This window comes from Pseudomonas sp. FG6, from assembly GCF_057809015.1.
The window spans coordinates 238,027-254,028 of sequence record NZ_JBMDJD010000001.1 but is presented as its reverse complement, the minus strand read 5'-3'; the positions used below and the strand labels follow the sequence as shown (position 1 = coordinate 254,028).

The 16,002-nt window shown below is 62.2% G+C and carries 13 protein-coding genes; 4 read left to right on the top strand and 9 right to left on the bottom strand.

What is annotated here, in order from left to right; genetic code table 11:
• Positions 1-52 precede the first annotated feature (52 nt).
• The 4 genes from pstA to ACODSJ_RS01090 form a co-directional block, all read right to left on the bottom strand.
• On the bottom strand, positions 53-1,723 hold the full coding sequence (gene pstA / locus ACODSJ_RS01105; protein WP_489099966.1) for a phosphate ABC transporter permease PstA: 1,671 nt from the start codon (positions 1,721-1,723) through the stop codon (positions 53-55).
• Between the two features lie 15 nt (positions 1,724-1,738).
• Positions 1,739-3,772: an ABC transporter permease subunit gene (locus ACODSJ_RS01100; protein WP_489100003.1), complete on the bottom strand. Its 2,034-nt coding sequence runs from the start codon at positions 3,770-3,772 to the stop codon at positions 1,739-1,741.
• Positions 3,773-4,244: 472 nt separating this feature from the next.
• Entirely contained in the window at positions 4,245-5,243 is a 999-nt protein-coding gene (locus ACODSJ_RS01095; protein ID WP_489099965.1) for a phosphate ABC transporter substrate-binding protein PstS, read from the bottom strand.
• Between the two features lie 293 nt (positions 5,244-5,536).
• A complete protein-coding gene (locus tag ACODSJ_RS01090; RefSeq protein WP_489099964.1) occupies positions 5,537-6,835 on the bottom strand; it encodes an MFS transporter in 1,299 nt (432 codons plus the stop codon).
• A gap of 350 nt (positions 6,836-7,185) precedes the next feature.
• Here ACODSJ_RS01090 and ACODSJ_RS01085 point away from each other — a divergent pair, with 350 nt between their 5' ends.
• Positions 7,186-7,590, top strand: coding sequence for an acyl-CoA thioesterase (locus ACODSJ_RS01085; protein WP_139641270.1), 405 nt, complete (start codon positions 7,186-7,188; stop codon positions 7,588-7,590).
• Positions 7,591-7,647: 57 nt separating this feature from the next.
• Complete coding sequence (locus ACODSJ_RS01080) at positions 7,648-8,547, top strand: D-hexose-6-phosphate mutarotase (RefSeq protein WP_489099963.1); 900 nt, start codon at positions 7,648-7,650, stop codon at positions 8,545-8,547.
• A 37-nt stretch (positions 8,548-8,584) separates the two neighbouring features.
• Here ACODSJ_RS01080 and ACODSJ_RS01075 read toward each other — a convergent pair whose 3' ends face one another.
• The 5 genes from ACODSJ_RS01075 to ACODSJ_RS01055 form a co-directional block, all read right to left on the bottom strand.
• Positions 8,585-9,121, bottom strand: a complete 537-nt coding sequence (locus tag ACODSJ_RS01075) for a DUF3299 domain-containing protein (RefSeq protein ID WP_489099962.1) — start codon at positions 9,119-9,121, stop codon at positions 8,585-8,587.
• Between the two features lie 77 nt (positions 9,122-9,198).
• The gene (locus ACODSJ_RS01070; RefSeq protein WP_008030708.1) at positions 9,199-9,444 is read right to left on the bottom strand and encodes a GlsB/YeaQ/YmgE family stress response membrane protein; all 246 of its coding nucleotides are present in this window, start codon (positions 9,442-9,444) and stop codon (positions 9,199-9,201) included.
• A 104-nt stretch (positions 9,445-9,548) separates the two neighbouring features.
• On the bottom strand, positions 9,549-10,634 hold the full coding sequence (locus ACODSJ_RS01065; protein ID WP_489099961.1) for a 5-(carboxyamino)imidazole ribonucleotide synthase: 1,086 nt from the start codon (positions 10,632-10,634) through the stop codon (positions 9,549-9,551).
• Between the two features lie 12 nt (positions 10,635-10,646).
• Positions 10,647-11,138 carry a 5-(carboxyamino)imidazole ribonucleotide mutase gene (gene purE, locus ACODSJ_RS01060; protein ID WP_489099960.1) on the bottom strand — a complete coding sequence of 164 codons (492 nt, stop codon included), beginning with the start codon at positions 11,136-11,138 and terminating at the stop codon, positions 10,647-10,649.
• 335 nt (positions 11,139-11,473) lie between these two features.
• Positions 11,474-12,391 carry a LysR substrate-binding domain-containing protein gene (locus tag ACODSJ_RS01055; RefSeq protein ID WP_489099959.1) on the bottom strand — a complete coding sequence of 306 codons (918 nt, stop codon included), beginning with the start codon at positions 12,389-12,391 and terminating at the stop codon, positions 11,474-11,476.
• 181 nt (positions 12,392-12,572) lie between these two features.
• Here ACODSJ_RS01055 and aspA point away from each other — a divergent pair, with 181 nt between their 5' ends.
• Positions 12,573-13,997, top strand: a complete 1,425-nt coding sequence (gene aspA / locus ACODSJ_RS01050; RefSeq protein ID WP_489099958.1) for an aspartate ammonia-lyase — start codon at positions 12,573-12,575, stop codon at positions 13,995-13,997.
• A gap of 482 nt (positions 13,998-14,479) precedes the next feature.
• Positions 14,480-15,928 carry an alanine/glycine:cation symporter family protein gene (locus tag ACODSJ_RS01045; RefSeq protein ID WP_489099957.1) on the top strand — a complete coding sequence of 483 codons (1,449 nt, stop codon included), beginning with the start codon at positions 14,480-14,482 and terminating at the stop codon, positions 15,926-15,928.
• Positions 15,929-16,002 lie beyond the last annotated feature (74 nt).

Here is a 16,002-nt window from a genome sequence, read left to right as displayed (position 1 = left end):
CGAGGTGATGCCATCGCGAGCAGGCTCGCTCCCACAGAAGATCAATGTGTAATCAACTGTCCAACGCCTTGTACTTCTCGCGCAGGTGGTTACGGATCCACACCGCCGACAGGTTGAGCGTGGCGATCACCAGCACCAGCAGCAGCGCCGTGGCGTATACCAGCGGCCGCGCCGCTTCGACGTTCGGGCTCTGAAAGCCGACGTCATAGATATGAAAGCCCAGGTGCATGATCTTCTGGTCCAAGTGCAGGTACGGGTAGTTGCCGTCCAGCGGCAGCGACGGGGCCAGTTTCACCACGCCCACCAGCATCAACGGCGCCACTTCACCGGCGGCACGGGCCACGGCGAGGATCATGCCGGTCATCATCGCCGGGCTGGCCATGGGCAGGACGATTTTCCACAAGGTCTCGGCCTTGGTCGCACCGAGGGCCAGGGAGCCTTCGCGCACGGTACGCGGGATCCGCGCCAGGCCTTCTTCGGTGGCGACGATCACCACCGGCACCGCCAGCAGCGCCAGGGTCAGGGACGCCCAGAGCAGGCCCGGCGTGCCGAAGGTCGGCGCCGGCAAGGCTTCGGGGAAGAACAGCCGGTCGAGCGAGCCGCCCAGCACGTAGACGAAGAAGCCCAGGCCGAACACGCCGTAGACGATGGCCGGGACACCCGCCAGGTTGTTGACCGCGATCCGGATCACCCGGGTCAGGGTGTTCTGCTTGGCGTATTCGCGCAGGTAAACCGCTGCCAGCACGCCGAACGGTGTGACGATCATCGCCATGATCAGGGTCATCATGATGGTGCCGAAGATCGCCGGGAAGATCCCGCCCTCGGTGTTCGCCTCGCGGGGGTCATCGCTGAGGAATTCCCAGACTTTGCTGAAATAGAAACCCAGCTTGGTGAACGTGCCCATGCCGTTCGGCTGGTAGGCGTGCACTACCTTGCCCAGGCCGATTTCCACTTCCTTGCCGTTGGCATCGCGAGCGGTCAGGCTGTCGCGGTTGAACTGGGCATGCAGGTCGGTCAGGCGCGCCTCGACGTCCTTGTAGCGGGCATCGAGTTCGGCGCGTTCGCTGGCCATGTCCGCCTGGGCGGCGGCGTCGAGCTTGCCGTCCAGCTCCAGTTTGCGACCGTGCAGGCGAATGCGCTCCAGGCCGGCGTTGATCGCGCCGATGTCGGTTTTTTCCAGGGTCTTGAGCTCGGCGGCCAGTTGATTGACCCGCTGGATGCGCGCCTGCAACTGCGGCCAGGCGGCTTCGCCCTCGGCCACGACCTTGCCGTCTTCCTTGACGTTGACCAGGTAGCCGTAGAAGTTGCCCCATTCACGGCGCTCGATCGCCATCAGCTCTGGCGGCGTGGTCTGGTCGGTCAGCCAATCGCCGACGATCCACGTGAAATCATTGCCGTTCAGATCCCGGTTGCCGACCTTGATCAGCTCGCGGGTCATGAACTCGGGGCCTTCGTCGGGCACCGGCAGGCCGGCGCTTTTAAGGCGCTCGCGTGGCACTTCTTCCTTTTGCACCACTTCGCCCACCACCAGGTGCGCGGGCATGCCCGGCACGGTGTAGTTGGCGTGGATCAGGTCCGCCGGCCAGAAATGGCCCAGGCCGCGCACGGCAATCACTGCCAGCAGGCCAATGGTCATGATCACCGCGATGGACACCGCGCCACCGCTGATCCAGACGCCTGGGGCGCCGCTCTTGAACCATCCTTTCAGGGAGTGCTGTTTCACAGACTTCTACCTTTCTTAAAGCGACGAATATTTCTTGCGCAGACGCTGACGAATCAGCTCGGCGAGGGTGTTCATGACAAACGTGAACAGCAGCAACACCAGCGCCGAGAGGAACAGCACGCGGTAATGGCTGCCACCGACTTCCGATTCGGGCATTTCCACCGCCACGTTGGCCGCCAGGGTGCGCAGGCCTTCGAACAGGTTCATTTCCATGACCGGCGTGTTACCGGTGGCCATCAGCACGATCATGGTCTCGCCCACGGCCCGGCCCATGCCGATCATCAGCGCCGAGAAGATGCCCGGGCTGGCGGTGAGGATCACCACGCGGGTCATGGTCTGCCACGGCGTGGCGCCCAGGGCCAGGGAGCCCAGGGTCAGGCCGCGTGGCACGCTGAACACCGCGTCTTCGGCGATGGAGTAGATATTCGGGATCACCGCAAAGCCCATGGCCAGGCCCACCACCAGGGCGTTGCGCTGGTCGTAGGTGATGCCCAGGTCGTGGGAGATCCACATGCGCATGTCACCGCCGAAGAACCACGCTTCCATGTACGGGCTCATGTACAGCGAGAGCCAGCCCACGAACAGGATCACCGGGATCAGCAGGGCGCTTTCCCAACCGTCCGGGATCCTCAGGCGAATGGACTCCGGCAGGCGACTGAAGACGAAGCCGGCCACCAGGATGCCGATCGGCAGCAGCATCAACAGACTGAAGATGCCCGGCAGGTGCCCCTCGACATAAGGCGCAAGGAACAGGCCGGCGAAGAAACCGAGGATCACCGTCGGCATCGCTTCCATCAGCTCGATCACCGGCTTGACCTTGCGGCGCATGCCCGGGGCCATGAAGTAGGCGGTGTAGATCGCCGCGGCCACGGCCAGCGGCGCGGCCAGCAGCATCGCGTAGAAGGCGGCCTTCAAGGTGCCGAAGGTCAGCGGCGACAGGCTCAGCTTGGGTTCGAAGTCGGTGTTGGCGGCGGTCGATTGCCAGACGTATTTAGGCTCGTCGTAGTTCTCGTACCAGACCTTGCCCCACAACGCACTCCACGAGACTTCCGGGTGCGGGTTATCCAGCAGCAACGGTTGCAGCTTGCCGCCCTGCTCGACGATCAGCCGATTGGCCCGTGGCGACATGCCGAACACACCCTGGCCATCGACCACCTGATCCACCAGCAATGTGCGGTGGGCGGTGCTGTGGAACACGCCGAGCTGGCCGGCGGCGTCGAGGGCGACGAAACCTTTGCGCCGTTCTTCGGCGGTGATTTCGACGATCGGTGTGGTGCCCATCTGGAAGCTGCGAATGTGTTTCAGGCGTTGCTCACCGTCGGCATCGCGGGCCATGAACCACTGGGACAAGCCACCCTTGGAGTCGCCGACGATCAGCGAGATGCCGCCCACCAGTTGAGTGGCGGCAGTGACCTGGGCTTCGCCGTCTTCCAGCAGCTTGTAGCGACCGTTGAGGCTCTTGTCCCGCAGGCTGAACACGTCGGCCTGGGCGCGACCGTTGACCACGTACAGCCACTGCTGGCGTGGATCGACGAAGATGTTCTTCACCGGCTCAGTCATCTGCGGCAGATCGATACGCGTCTGCTCATGGGTGACTTCGCCCGTCATCATGTTTTCTTCGCTGGTGAGCGACAGGACCTGCAAGTGGGCACCGCTGGAACCCGCCAGCAGCAGGGTCGACTCGGTGGCGTTGAGGCTGACGTGCTCCAGGGCCTCGCCTTGCTCGTTCAACGCAATCGGCGTTTCGCCATAAGGGTATTCGATGGCGGGCGAGATGGTTTTCTTGCCGTCGGGGTAGCTGACCTTATAGGTGTGACGGAACACCAGGGCCTGGCCGTTGGACAGACCGATGACCACCAGCGGGCTGCCGGGTTGGTCTTCGCCAATGGAGCTTACACGGGTACCGGCCGGGATCGGCAGGTCGATACGACGCAGTTCGGCGCCACTGTCGACGTCGAAAAACAGCGCCTGGCCCTTGTCGGAAACCCGCATGGCGACCTGGTTCTGCTCTTCGATGGCGAGCATCAACGGCTTGCCGGCGTCTTGCATCCAGGCCGGGCTGATGCGGTCTTTGGCGGTCAGGTCCGCACCCTGGAACAGGGGCAGCACGACGTAGGCCAGGAAAAAGAAGATCAGGGTAATGGCGCCCAGTACGGCGAGCCCGCCGATCAGCACGTACCAACGGGTCAGGCGATCCTTGAGCGCACGAATGCGGCGCTTGCGTTGCAGCTCAGGCGTATTGAAGTCAATGCGCTTGGGAGGGGAAGTCGTAGTCATTGTGGAATTGGCCAGATCATTCATGCGCACACCCTAGCGATCCTGTATGACAGAAAGATGACAATGCAGTGACGCAACAAATCCGCCGCCCGTGGAAACCGGCAGCGGACAGCAAATTGGTGTCTGTGGGAGCGGGCTGGCTCGCGAAGGGACCGGCACATTCGACACGCAGGCCACTGGTCCAACGCATTCGCGAGCAAGCCCGCTCCTACAGAAAGTCCGGGCGTTGGCCCGGACTCAGGTGTTACTGCTTGGCGACGTTGCCGCCTTCCGACAGACCCAGGTCAGCCAGTGCCTTGGCGGCGACTTTGGCTGGCAGTGGGATGTAGCCATCCTTGACCACGACTTCCTGACCTTGCTTGGACAGGACCAGCTTCACGAACTCGGCTTCCAGCGGAGCCAGAGGCTTGTTCGGCGCCTTGTTGACGTAGACGTAGAGGAAACGCGACAGCGGGTACTTGCCGTTCAGGGCGTTTTCTTCGGTGTCTTCGATGAACTCGGTGCTGCCTTTCTTGGCCAGGGCCACGGTTTTCACGCTGGCGGTCTTGTAGCCGATGCCCGAGTAACCGATACCGTTCAGCGAAGAGCTGATCGATTGCACGACCGAAGCCGAGCCAGGTTGTTCGTTGACGTTAGGCTTGTAGTCGCCTTTGCACAGGGCTTCTTCCTTGAAGTAGCCGTAGGTGCCGGACACCGAGTTGCGACCGAACAGCTGCACTGGCTTGTTGGCCAGGTCGCCGGTCACGCCCAAGTCGCCCCAGGTTTTCACGTCGGCTTTGGCGCCGCACAGGCGAGTGGACGAGAAGATCGCATCGACCTGTTCCATGGTCAGGTGCTGGATCGGGTTGTCCTTGTGCACGAACACGGCCAGGGCGTCCACGGCCACCGGGATGGCGGTTGGCTTGTAGCCGTACTTCTGCTCGAAGGCCTGCAGCTCGTTGTCCTTCATCTTGCGGCTCATCGGGCCCAGGTTGGAGGTGCCTTCGGTGAGCGCGGGCGGCGCGGTGGAGGAACCGGCAGCTTGGATCTGGATGTTTACGTTCGGGTATTCTTTCTTGTAGTTCTCAGCCCACAAGGTCATCAGGTTGGCCAGGGTATCGGAGCCGACGCTGGACAGGTTGCCCGACACACCAGTGGTCTTGGTGTAGCTCGGGATCGCAGGGTCAACAGCGGCAACCGCGTTGGCAGTCGCAACGCCAGCAGCGACAAAAGTCATTGCCGCCATCAAACGCTTCAGTTTCATGCCTTACTCCTAGCAGATAGGGTGTGTTAAGTCGGCCAAGTATCGGTAAGCCGTGTGAACACTCTATGGCTGAAATATGACAATTGGATGAATGGCCAGCATTGAGTTTTGCAGGATGATTCGCGGCGAGAGCGTCAACACGAAGACCCGCTCATTTCAGGATAAATGAACCCGTGGCGAGGGAGCTTGCTCCCGCTGGGTTGCGCAGCAACCCCTTTTTTGTGAGCGCTACGCACTCAAGCGGGAGCAAGCTCCCTCGCCACAATGAATCACACCTTCCTGAACTGCACCGCCTAGCGCCCCTTCTTCCAAAGGTACGCCCCCACCGCAATTCCGACGCAGCAGATCACCGCCACATAGTAAGCCGGCCCCAGCGGGCTTTCCTTGAGCAGCAGGGTGACGACCATCGGGGTGAGGCCGCCAAAGATCGCATAGGCCAGGTTGTAGGAGAACGACAGGCCGCTGAAGCGCACCACGGCGGGGAAGGCCTTGACCATGACGTAAGGCACCGCGCCGACAATGCCCACCAGCAGGCCGCTCAAGGCATAGAGCGGGAACAGCCAGTCGGGGTGGTTGAACAGGCTGTGATAAAAGCTCCAGGACGTGCCCAGCAGCAACGCACTGCCAAACACGAAGACCCGTCCGGCACCGAAGCGGTCGGCCAGCACGCCAGCACCGATGCAGCCCAGGCTGAGGAACACGATCGCCACGCTGTTGGCCTGCAACGCCGTGGTCGGGCTGAAGTGGTACACGGTCTGCAACACGGTCGGGGTCATCAGGATGATCACGATGATGCCGGCCGACAGCAACCAGGTCAGCAACATCGAGACCGTTATCGCGCCGCGATGATCACGCAGTACCGCCCGCAACGGCACCTCTTCGGCCAAGGCCTTGCGCAGTTGCAGCTCGGCGAACACCGGGGTTTCGTGGAGCCAGCGGCGCAGGTACACCGAAAACAGGCCGAACACGCCGCCCAGCAGGAAGGGAATCCGCCAGGCGTAGTCCGCCACTTCCACCGGGGTATAGATGCTGTTGATGGCCGTGGCCACCAGCGAGCCCAACAAGATCCCCGCCGTCAGGCCGCAGGTCAGCGTACCGCAGGCATAGCCGATGTGGCGCGCCGGCACGTGTTCGGAAACGAATACCCAGGCGCCCGGCACTTCGCCGCCAATGGCTGCTCCCTGGATCACCCGCATCAGCAACAGCAGGATGGGCGCCCACATGCCGATCTGCGCGTAGGTCGGCAGCAGGCCCATGATCAGGGTCGGCACGGCCATCATGAAAATGCTCAGGGTGAACATCTTCTTGCGCCCCAGCAGGTCGCCGAAGTGTGCCATGACGATCCCGCCCAAGGGCCGCGCCAGGTAGCCGGCGGCGAAGATGCCGAACGTCTGCATCAAGCGCAGCCACTCAGGCATTTCGGCAGGGAAGAACAATTTGCCGACCACGGTGGCAAAGAACACGAAAATGATGAAATCGTAGAACTCCAACGCACCGCCCAAGGCAGAAAGCGACAGGGTCTTGTAATCGTTGCGGGTCAGCGGACGGGCGGAGTGTGCAGGCGTCGCTGTGCTCAAAGGCGCAGTGGTCATGGCAAGGCTTCTCTTATAGTCGGTTCTGCCGGGCAGGTTCGGCACGATAGCAAATTGTTAAAAAAAGCACAGGCAGGCGTGAATTTGACAGTCGAAATCGGAACCGGGTGGTCGTCTCGACGTCTATCGCCCGATATACTCGCAACCTTGCAACACTCTGTAAGGGGTTGCTGTGCGAAAACGTCGTTGGTGGCGTAGTACCCAGACCAGCCGGTTTCGCAGAGTTTCCCTTTGGCACGCCTTTACGAAAAACGTGACGAACGCCGCATGTTCGGGCTGAATCGTTTTTTACAAAGACGGCTATTCACCTGAAGCACCAGACAGAGTTACGGGTCAGAGGCACCCCCGGCATGATAGAGCTCGAACAAGAAGATCCAATCCCGCAAGGCGACCTGGCTTTGCAAATCACCGCGCTCCCGCGCGAGACCAACGGCTTCGGCGATATTTTCGGCGGTTGGCTGGTGTCCCAGATGGACTTGGCCGGCACGGCGATGGCCAGCCGGGTAGCCGGCGGACGCGTGGCCACCGTGGCGATCGATCGCATGGCCTTCCTGGTGCCGGTGGCCGTGGGTGCACAGCTGTCGTTTTATACCCAGACCCTGGAAATCGGCCGCAGCTCGATCCAGATGATGGTCGAGGTCTGGAGCGACGACCCACTGTCCAGCGAATGGCGCAAAGTGACCGAAGCGGTGTTTGTCTTCGTTGCCATCGACGGCAGCGGTCGTACTCGCTCGGTTCCGCCGCGCGCCCGTTAAACGCGGCGCCGCTTTTGCGGTCCATTGCTGTCCCTGTTCCCGAGTGAGATCTGCACCATGCCTACGCCCCATGTCGAAGCCGTCAAACTGGACGAACTGAACGCCTGGCGCATCCGCCACGCTCAGGCCGAGTTGTTGGTGGCCCAGCAAGGCGCACATATCCTCAGCTATCAAGTGGACGGCCAACCGCCACTGATCTGGCTCAACGACCAGGCCACCTTCAAGGCCGGCAAGAGCATCCGCGCGGGCGTGCCGGTGTGCTGGCCGTGGTTCGGCAACCTGACGCGCAACCCTGAAAGCGTGCAGGCCATGCGCGTGAGCAACGACCCGGCCACGGCCCACGGCCTGGTGCGGGCGATGGACTGGGAACTGAAGGGGATCGAAGCCCAGGGCGAAGGCCTGAAAGTGGAGTTCGTGCTGCCCTACCCGCAAAATGGTCTCTCGGGCTGGCCCCATCAAGTGGACCTGACGCTGACCATCGTGATGGACGAGCAACTGCACATCCACCTCACCAGCCATAACCGCGGCAGCGAAACCGTCAGCCTCAGCCAGGCCCTGCACAGTTATTTTGCCGTCAGCGACGTGCGCGAAGTGCAGGTCGAAGGGGTGGACGGCCTGAACTACATCGAGACCCTGGACGATTGGAAAACCGTCACCCAGGCCGGCAACCTGCACTTTGCCGGCGAAACCGACCGCATCTACCTCGACACCCCGCCGAAGCTGAGCATCGTTGACCCGCGCTGGGCACGACGGATCGAACTGACCAGCAGCGGCTCGCGCTCGGCGGTGATCTGGAACCCCTGGACCGAACGCGCCAAGGCCTTCAGCGACATGGCCGACGACGGCTGGCAGGGCATGCTGTGCATCGAGACGGCGAACGTGATGGACGACGTGGTGACGTTACTGCCGCAAGCCCGCCATACCTTGGGTGTGAGCCTCTGTAGCAAGCCGCTCTGACACACACTGAAAATCCCCTTGTGGACTAATACCAGACCTACAAATCCGCGTCCTGCACCACCCTAACCTTCTGCGCCTCCAGCGCATACGCCGCACTCGCCAGGTCGTTGTCGACCTTTTCGATTTTCAGCGTGCCGGTCACCCACAATGGTGTGTAGATGTCGTCCAGCTTCAGGCCTTTGGGATAGCGTACCAGCACCAACTGATTAGGCGGCGGTGGCGGGACGTGGATGCAGGCGCCGGGGTAGGGCACCAGGAAAAACAGCGTGCTGCGCCCCTTGGCGTCGGTTTCCAGTGGCACCGGGTAACCGCCGATACGGATGTTCTTGTCGTTCATCGACGCCACGGTCTTGGTCGAATACATCACCGCCGGCAAGCCCTTGCTTTGCTTCAGGCCACCTTTTTCGGTGAAGGTACCGTTGGCTTCCGGGGAGTCGTGGTCGATCTCGGGCATGGCCTCGAGGGCTTTCTGGTCCGACTTGGGCATCAGTTCGAGCCAGTCGGTTTCCGGCAGTTCGCCAGCGTGGGCCAGGCCACTGCCCAGCAATAGAAGGGTCAAGACTAGACGGCGCATGACAGGGCTCGACAATTGAAAGGCGAGCATTCTAGCCCTCCGCGCGCGCCACGCGCAGAGGGCTTTGTCGCATTGAATCAGTTTTTCTTGATCAGGCCGTAGATCACCAGCAACACGACGGCGCCCACCAGGGCACCGATGAAGCCAGCGCCTTGACCGGCCTGGTAGATGCCCAGGGCCTGGCCGCCGTAGGTGGCTGCCAACGAACCGCCGATACCGAGCAGGATGGTCATGATCCAGCCCATGCTGTCATCGCCCGGTTTCAGGAAACGCGCTAGCAAGCCGACGATCAAGCCGATAAAGATGGTTCCAATGATTCCCATGGCATTTCCCCTCTGGTTGAGATGCTTACCTCAAAGCCTAGTCAGGCTTTGGCACCTAGCCATCAGAAAATTCGGCCGACGAATGGTTCCACCTTTATTGCAGATTATTGCTCGGCGATCAGCGCCTCGACCTTGATGATCTGCTGGGCCAGCGTCGCCCGGTCGGCGCAGCGCAGGTTGGCATGGCCGACCTTGCGTCCGGCCTTGAACGCCTTGCCGTAGTGGTGCAGGTGGCAGTCGGCGATGGCCAGGACCTTCTCGGTATCAGGCACCTTGCCGATGAAATTGAGCATCGCGCTTTCACCGACCTTGGCGGTGGACCCCAGCGGCAGCCCGGCCACCGCCCGCAGGTGGTTTTCGAACTGGCTGCACTCGGCGCCTTCGGTGGTCCAGTGCCCGGAGTTATGCACGCGCGGAGCGATTTCGTTGGCCTTGAGGCCACCGTCCACTTCAAAGAACTCGAACGCCATCACGCCGACATAGTCGAGCTGCTTGAGCACCCGGCTGGAGTAGTCTTCGGCCAGGGCTTGCAGCGGATGGTCGGTACTGGCGACGGACAGCTTGAGGATGCCTTCCTTGTGGGTGTTGTGCACCAACGGGTAGAAACGGATTTCACCGTCGCGGGCACGCACGGCGATCAGCGAGACTTCCCCGGTGAACGGCACAAAACCTTCCAGCAGGCATGCCACGCTGCCCAACTCGGCAAACGTACCGGCCACGTCTTCAGGGGTGCGCAAGACTTTCTGGCCCTTGCCGTCATAACCCAAGGTGCGGGTCTTGAGCACGGCTGGCAGGCCGATGGCCGCCACGGCGGCGTCCAGGTCGGCCTGGGACTGGATGTCGGCGAAGGCCGGCGTCGGGATGCCCAGGTCCTTGAACATGTTCTTTTCGAACCAGCGGTCGCGGGCGATGCGCAGCGCTTCGGCACTCGGATAGACCGGGACGAACTGGGACAGGAAAGCCACGGTCTCGGCCGGGACGCTTTCGAACTCGAAGGTCACCAGATCGACTTCATCGGCCAATTGGCGCAGGTGATCCTGGTCGCCGTAGTCGGCCCGCAGATGCTCGCCCAAGGCACTGGCGCAAGCGTCTGGCGCCGGGTCCAGGAAAGCGAAGTTCATGCCCAGCGGCGTACCTGCCAGGGCCAACATGCGACCCAACTGGCCGCCACCGATTACACCGATCTTCATTCGTCAACCACCTCAGGCAATGCGTGGATCTGGATTGTCCAGGACGCTGTCTGTCTGCTCAGCACGGAATTTTTTCAACACAGCATGAAACTGTGGGTGCTTGGCGCCCAGGATGCTCGCCGACAGCAGGGCCGCGTTAATGGCGCCGGCCTTGCCGATGGCCAGGGTCGCGACCGGAATACCGGCCGGCATCTGCACGATCGACAGCAACGAATCGACACCCGACAGCATCGCCGATTGCACGGGCACGCCCAGCACCGGCAAGTGGGTCTTGGCCGCGCACATGCCCGGCAGGTGGGCCGCACCACCGGCACCGGCGATGATCACCTCGATGCCACGGGCTTCGGCCTCTTCGGCGTACTGGAACAGCAGGTCCGGGGTGCGGTGGGCAGAGACCACTTTCACCTCGTAAGGAATGCCGAGCTTTTCCAGCATATCGGCGGTGTGGCTAAGGGTGGACCAATCGGACTTGGAGCCCATGATCACGCCAACCAGTGCACTCATCGTCGTGCCTCTTCTCTCTGGGCGCCCGCAGGCGCGTCAAAAAACAACAAGCCACGCAGGAAACCGGCGTGGCTTGTTGTACGAATAATGGCCGATCTGGACCGGCCGAAGGCCGCGCAGTATACCGCAATGAAGCAGATAAACAGCCCCTGTCGCGACCATCTGTCATTTCTGGCGAAGCGGCGGTTTTATTGACTCGCAGGTCAGCGTCCAAGCACCCCGAATCCCTTTGTGGGAGCGGGCTTGCTCGCGAAGGCGGTGTGTCAGTTCAGAAGGTGGCGACTGACACACCGCCTTCGCGAGCAAACCCGCTCCTACAGGCGTTTGAGCCGTACTTATGAACCGGCCACACCCGGCACCCCGCCACCCTCGAGCTTGCGCCACAGCAACCGCACATTGGCCTTGCGCACCAGGGCGCAGCGGTAGAGGCGGATCTCCAGCGGTACATGCCATTGCGAGCCGCCGCAGATCACCAGTTCGCCCCGGGCCAGTTCGGCGCGCACGCTCAAGTGCGGCACCCAGGCAATGCCCAAGCCTTCCAGGGCCATGCTTTTAAGGCTGTCGGCCATCGCGGTTTCGTAGATCGTGGTGAACCGCAGCGCCCGCTGACGCAGCAACTGGTTCACCGAACGCCCCAGAAACGCCCCGGCGCTATAGGCCAGCAACGGCACGCTGGCCTCGCCTTCAAGGTCGAACAACGGCTTGCCGCCGGCATCGGCGGCACACACCGGCAGCATTTCGGTCTGGCCCAGGTGCAACGAGGGGAAAATTTCCGGGTCCATCTGCATCGCCGAATCCGGATCATAGAAAGCCAGCATCAGATCACAACCGCCTTCACGCAAGGCATGCACGGCATCCCCCACGTTAGTGGCCACCAGGCGCGTGGCGATGTTCATCCCCTCGTTGCGCAGTTGCGCGATCCAGCGCGGGAAGAAGCCCAGCGCCAGGGAGTGGGCGGCCGCCACCTGGATGACTTCACCCTGCCCGCCTTCCAGATGATGCAAATGCCGCAGCACTTCGCCCAGTTGCTCGACCACCGTGCGCGCCGTCACCAGGAACAGTTGCCCGGCGGCCGTCAGCTCGACCGGGGTGCGGGAACGGTTGACCAACGTCAGCCCCAACGCCGCCTCCAGGCTGCGGATGCGCCGACTGAACGCCGGCTGCGTCACAAAACGTCGTTCGGCCGCCTGGGAGAAACTGCGAGTCGCGGCCAGGGCACTGAAGTCCTCCAGCCATTTGCTTTCAAGATTCATGTTCTTCTCCCGCTAAACGCACCAAAACAGGTCACACGTTCGCCGTGGAGCCGGCGTCACGCGGGCATTATGCCGAATATGCATAGGGCAGTGCTTAACAGCATTGGCCCATTTTTTTTCGAAAGCCTAGGATCCACAGCGTTCCGGCTCAGCCCGGGTCCTTATCGAGATGATTTCTATCATGTCCTCCGCTGCATCGTTCCGTACAGAAAAAGACCTGCTTGGCGTACTCGAAGTACCTGCACAAGCGTACTACGGCATCCAGACCCTGCGAGCGGTAAACAACTTCCGCCTCTCCGGTGTCCCGATTTCGCATTACCCCAAGCTGGTGATCGGTCTGGCGATGGTCAAACAGGCCGCCGCTGACGCCAACCGCGAGTTGGGTCAGCTCAGCGAAGCCAAGCACGCTGCCATCAGCGAAGCCTGTGCACGATTGATCCGCGGCGATTTCCACGAAGAATTCGTGGTGGACATGATCCAGGGCGGCGCCGGCACGTCGACCAACATGAATGCCAACGAAGTCATCGCCAACATCGCGCTGGAGGCCATGGGCCACCAGAAGGGCGAGTACCAGTACCTGCACCCCAACAACGACGTGAACATGGCGCAGTCCACCAACGACGCCTACCCGACCGCGATCCGCCTGGGTCTGCTGCTGGGCCACGACGCGTTGCTGGCCAGCCTCGACAGCCTGATCCAGGCGTTCGCGGCCAAGGGTGAAGAATTCAGCCACGTCCTGAAAATGGGCCGCACCCAGCTGCAAGACGCCGTGCCGATGACCCTCGGCCAGGAATTCCGCGCCTTCGCCACCACCTTGAGCGAAGACTTGGCGCGCCTCAAGACTCTGGCGCCTGAAGTGCTCACCGAAGTGAACCTGGGCGGCACCGCCATCGGCACCGGCATCAACGCCGACCCGCGCTACCAGGCCCTGGCCGTGCAGCGCCTGGCAATCATCAGCGGCCAGCCGCTGGTACCGGCCGCCGACCTGATCGAAGCCACCTCCGACATGGGCGCCTTCGTGCTGTTCTCCGGCATGCTCAAGCGCACCGCAGTCAAGCTGTCGAAGATCTGCAACGACCTGCGCCTGCTGTCCAGCGGTCCACGCACCGGCATCAACGAAATCAACCTGCCAGCCCGCCAGCCAGGCAGCTCGATCATGCCCGGCAAGGTCAACCCGGTAATCCCGGAAGCGGTCAACCAGGTCGCGTTCCAGATCATCGGCAACGACCTGGCCCTGACCATGGCAGCCGAGGGCGGCCAACTGCAACTGAACGTGATGGAACCGTTGATCGCCTTCAAGATCTTCGACTCGATCCGCCTGCTGCAACGGGCCATGGACATGCTGCGCGAGCACTGCATCGTCGGTATCACCGCCAACGAAGCGCGCTGCCGCGAACTGGTCGAGCACTCGATCGGCCTGGTCACCGCCCTGAACCCGTACATCGGCTATGAAAACGCCACCCGCATCGCCCGCATCGCCCTGGAAAGTGGCCGCGGCGTGCTGGAACTGGTGCGCGAAGAAGGCTTGCTCGACGACGCCATGCTCGACGACATCCTGCGCCCGGAAAACATGATTGCCCCGCGTCTGGTTCCGCTCAAAGCGTGATCGATGCGACCACCGCTCACCAGGTCGAGGGACTAGACACCTCTCACCTTTTGAGGGCTTGGGGAATTTCCCCAAGCCCTTTTTTTGATTGATAGCGAAGAGGATGACCGAACCTGTAGGAACGAGACCACTCGTGATAAACGACGACAAGCTGCCGTTGTAACCCCCGTCGCCAGCCATCTCGAGCCGACTCGCACCCACAAGAACCTGACCGAAAGGCCAGGTAACTAAAGGGTCCGTTTCGTCGGACGCACCACAACTGTGCAGACGAGCACCGCACTGAGAGGTATAGTGCCGCCCCTCTTCGCATGTTGGGTCGTAAACAGACGAACCCTGGTACATGCGAACCCGAACTAATAACAACCCGCGAAATGGACCGGGACGAAACATCGCCTGACCTGCCCAGCCGCCTGTCGGCCGTCGTAACACGGTGTTTCCAATGGCCAGTATTTGCTTAAACAAAAAACAGCGAGGAATAATCCATGCTCGAAGTCATCAACGACTTCCTTTCAGGGAAAGTGCTGATCCTGCTTATTGTGGGACTCGGTAGCTACTTCACGATCCGCTCGCGCTTCGTCCAGTTCCGCCATTTCGGCCACATGTTCAGTGTCTTCAAAGAGTCCCTTCACGGCCAAGCAGGCCAGCTGAGCTCGTTCCAGGCCCTGATGCTGAGCCTCGCCGGTCGCGTAGGCGCCGGTAACATCGCCGGTGTCGGCATCGCCGTGACTCTCGGCGGCCCGGGCGCCGTGTTCTGGATGTGGGTCACCGCACTGGTGGGCATGTCCAGCAGCTTCTTCGAATGCACCCTGGCCCAGGTCTACAAGCGCGCCGAGGGCGACGGCCTGTACCGCGGGGGCCCGGCCTACTACATCCAGCATGGCCTGAAGCTCAAAGGCATGGCGGTGGTGTTCTCCATCCTGCTGCTGGTCACCTACGGCTTCGCCTTCATCGGCCTGCAGTCCTACACCGTGACCCACTCGCTGCAGAACGCCTTTGCCTTCGATCCACGCCACACCGGTATCGTCCTGGCGGTGCTGCTGGCCATCACTTTCATCGGCGGCATCAAACGCATCGCCGCGGTGTCCGACCTGCTGGTACCGATCAAGACCCTGGCCTATATCGGCGTGACCCTGTACGTGATCGGCACCCAGATCGAACACGTGCCAGCCATGCTGGAAACCATCTTCAAGAGCGCCTTCGGCCTCGACCCAGCCTTCGGCGGCCTGCTCGGCAGCGCCATCGTGATGGGCGTGAAGCGTGGCGTGTTCGCCAACGAAGCAGGCCTGGGCAGTGCGCCGAACGTCGCCGCCGTGGCCGCCGTGAAGCACCCGGGCGCCCAAGGCGTGGTCCAAGCCTTCAGCGTGTTCCTCGACACCTTCGTGATCTGCACCTGCACCGCGCTGCTGATCCTGCTGTCGGGCTTCTACACCCCGGGCTTCGAAGGTGACGGCATCGTCCTGACCCAGAACTCGCTGGCCGCCGTGGTTGGTGACTGGGGCCGCGTGTTCGTCAGCGTCGCGCTGTCGCTGTTCGTCTTCACCTGCATCCTCTATAACTACTACCTGGGCGAGAACAGCCTGCAGTTCCTCAGCCGCAACCGCGCCGTGCTGATGGCTTTCCGCGGTCTGGTTCTGGTGCTGGTGGTATGGGGTTCGATGCAGGACCTTTCGACCGTGTTCGCCTTCGCCGACATCACCATGACCTGCCTGGCCTTCGTCAACTTGATGGCCCTGGCCATGTTGTTCAAGGTCGGCCTGCGCGTGATGCGCGACTACGACGAGCAGCGCCGCGCCGGCGTCAAGCAGCCAGTGTTCGACTCCAGCAAATTCACCGATCTGGACCTGGACCTGAAGGCCTGGCCGACCAGCCCAAGCCAATCGGCTCCACGCGAGCAAGGCGCAGCCCAGGGCGCGCCTGCCACGCAACGCTGATCGCCCTGGCGGGTGGCTCCCCGCCACCCGCCGCGACAGACCGCAACGAGTGGCGTCCTGCCACTCGACGTGAC

Bases quoted from the DNA above. Each gene is read 5' to 3' on its own strand.
- ACODSJ_RS01100 (WP_489100003.1), bottom strand. From the start codon at position 3,772: ATGCAAGACGCCGGCAAGCCGTTGATGCTCGCCATCGAAGAGCAGAAC.
- ACODSJ_RS01095 (WP_489099965.1), bottom strand. From the start codon at position 5,243: ATGAAACTGAAGCGTTTGATGGCGGCAATGACTTTTGTCGCTGCTGGC.
- ACODSJ_RS01090 (WP_489099964.1), bottom strand. From the start codon at position 6,835: ATGACCACTGCGCCTTTGAGCACAGCGACGCCTGCACACTCCGCCCGT.
- ACODSJ_RS01085 (WP_139641270.1), top strand. From the start codon at position 7,186: ATGATAGAGCTCGAACAAGAAGATCCAATCCCGCAAGGCGACCTGGCT.
- ACODSJ_RS01080 (WP_489099963.1), top strand. From the start codon at position 7,648: ATGCCTACGCCCCATGTCGAAGCCGTCAAACTGGACGAACTGAACGCC.
- ACODSJ_RS01075 (WP_489099962.1), bottom strand. From the start codon at position 9,121: ATGCGCCGTCTAGTCTTGACCCTTCTATTGCTGGGCAGTGGCCTGGCC.
- ACODSJ_RS01070 (WP_008030708.1), bottom strand. From the start codon at position 9,444: ATGGGAATCATTGGAACCATCTTTATCGGCTTGATCGTCGGCTTGCTA.
- ACODSJ_RS01065 (WP_489099961.1), bottom strand. From the start codon at position 10,634: ATGAAGATCGGTGTAATCGGTGGCGGCCAGTTGGGTCGCATGTTGGCC.
- purE (WP_489099960.1), bottom strand. From the start codon at position 11,138: ATGAGTGCACTGGTTGGCGTGATCATGGGCTCCAAGTCCGATTGGTCC.
- ACODSJ_RS01055 (WP_489099959.1), bottom strand. From the start codon at position 12,391: ATGAATCTTGAAAGCAAATGGCTGGAGGACTTCAGTGCCCTGGCCGCG.
- aspA (WP_489099958.1), top strand. From the start codon at position 12,573: ATGTCCTCCGCTGCATCGTTCCGTACAGAAAAAGACCTGCTTGGCGTA.
- ACODSJ_RS01045 (WP_489099957.1), top strand. From the start codon at position 14,480: ATGCTCGAAGTCATCAACGACTTCCTTTCAGGGAAAGTGCTGATCCTG.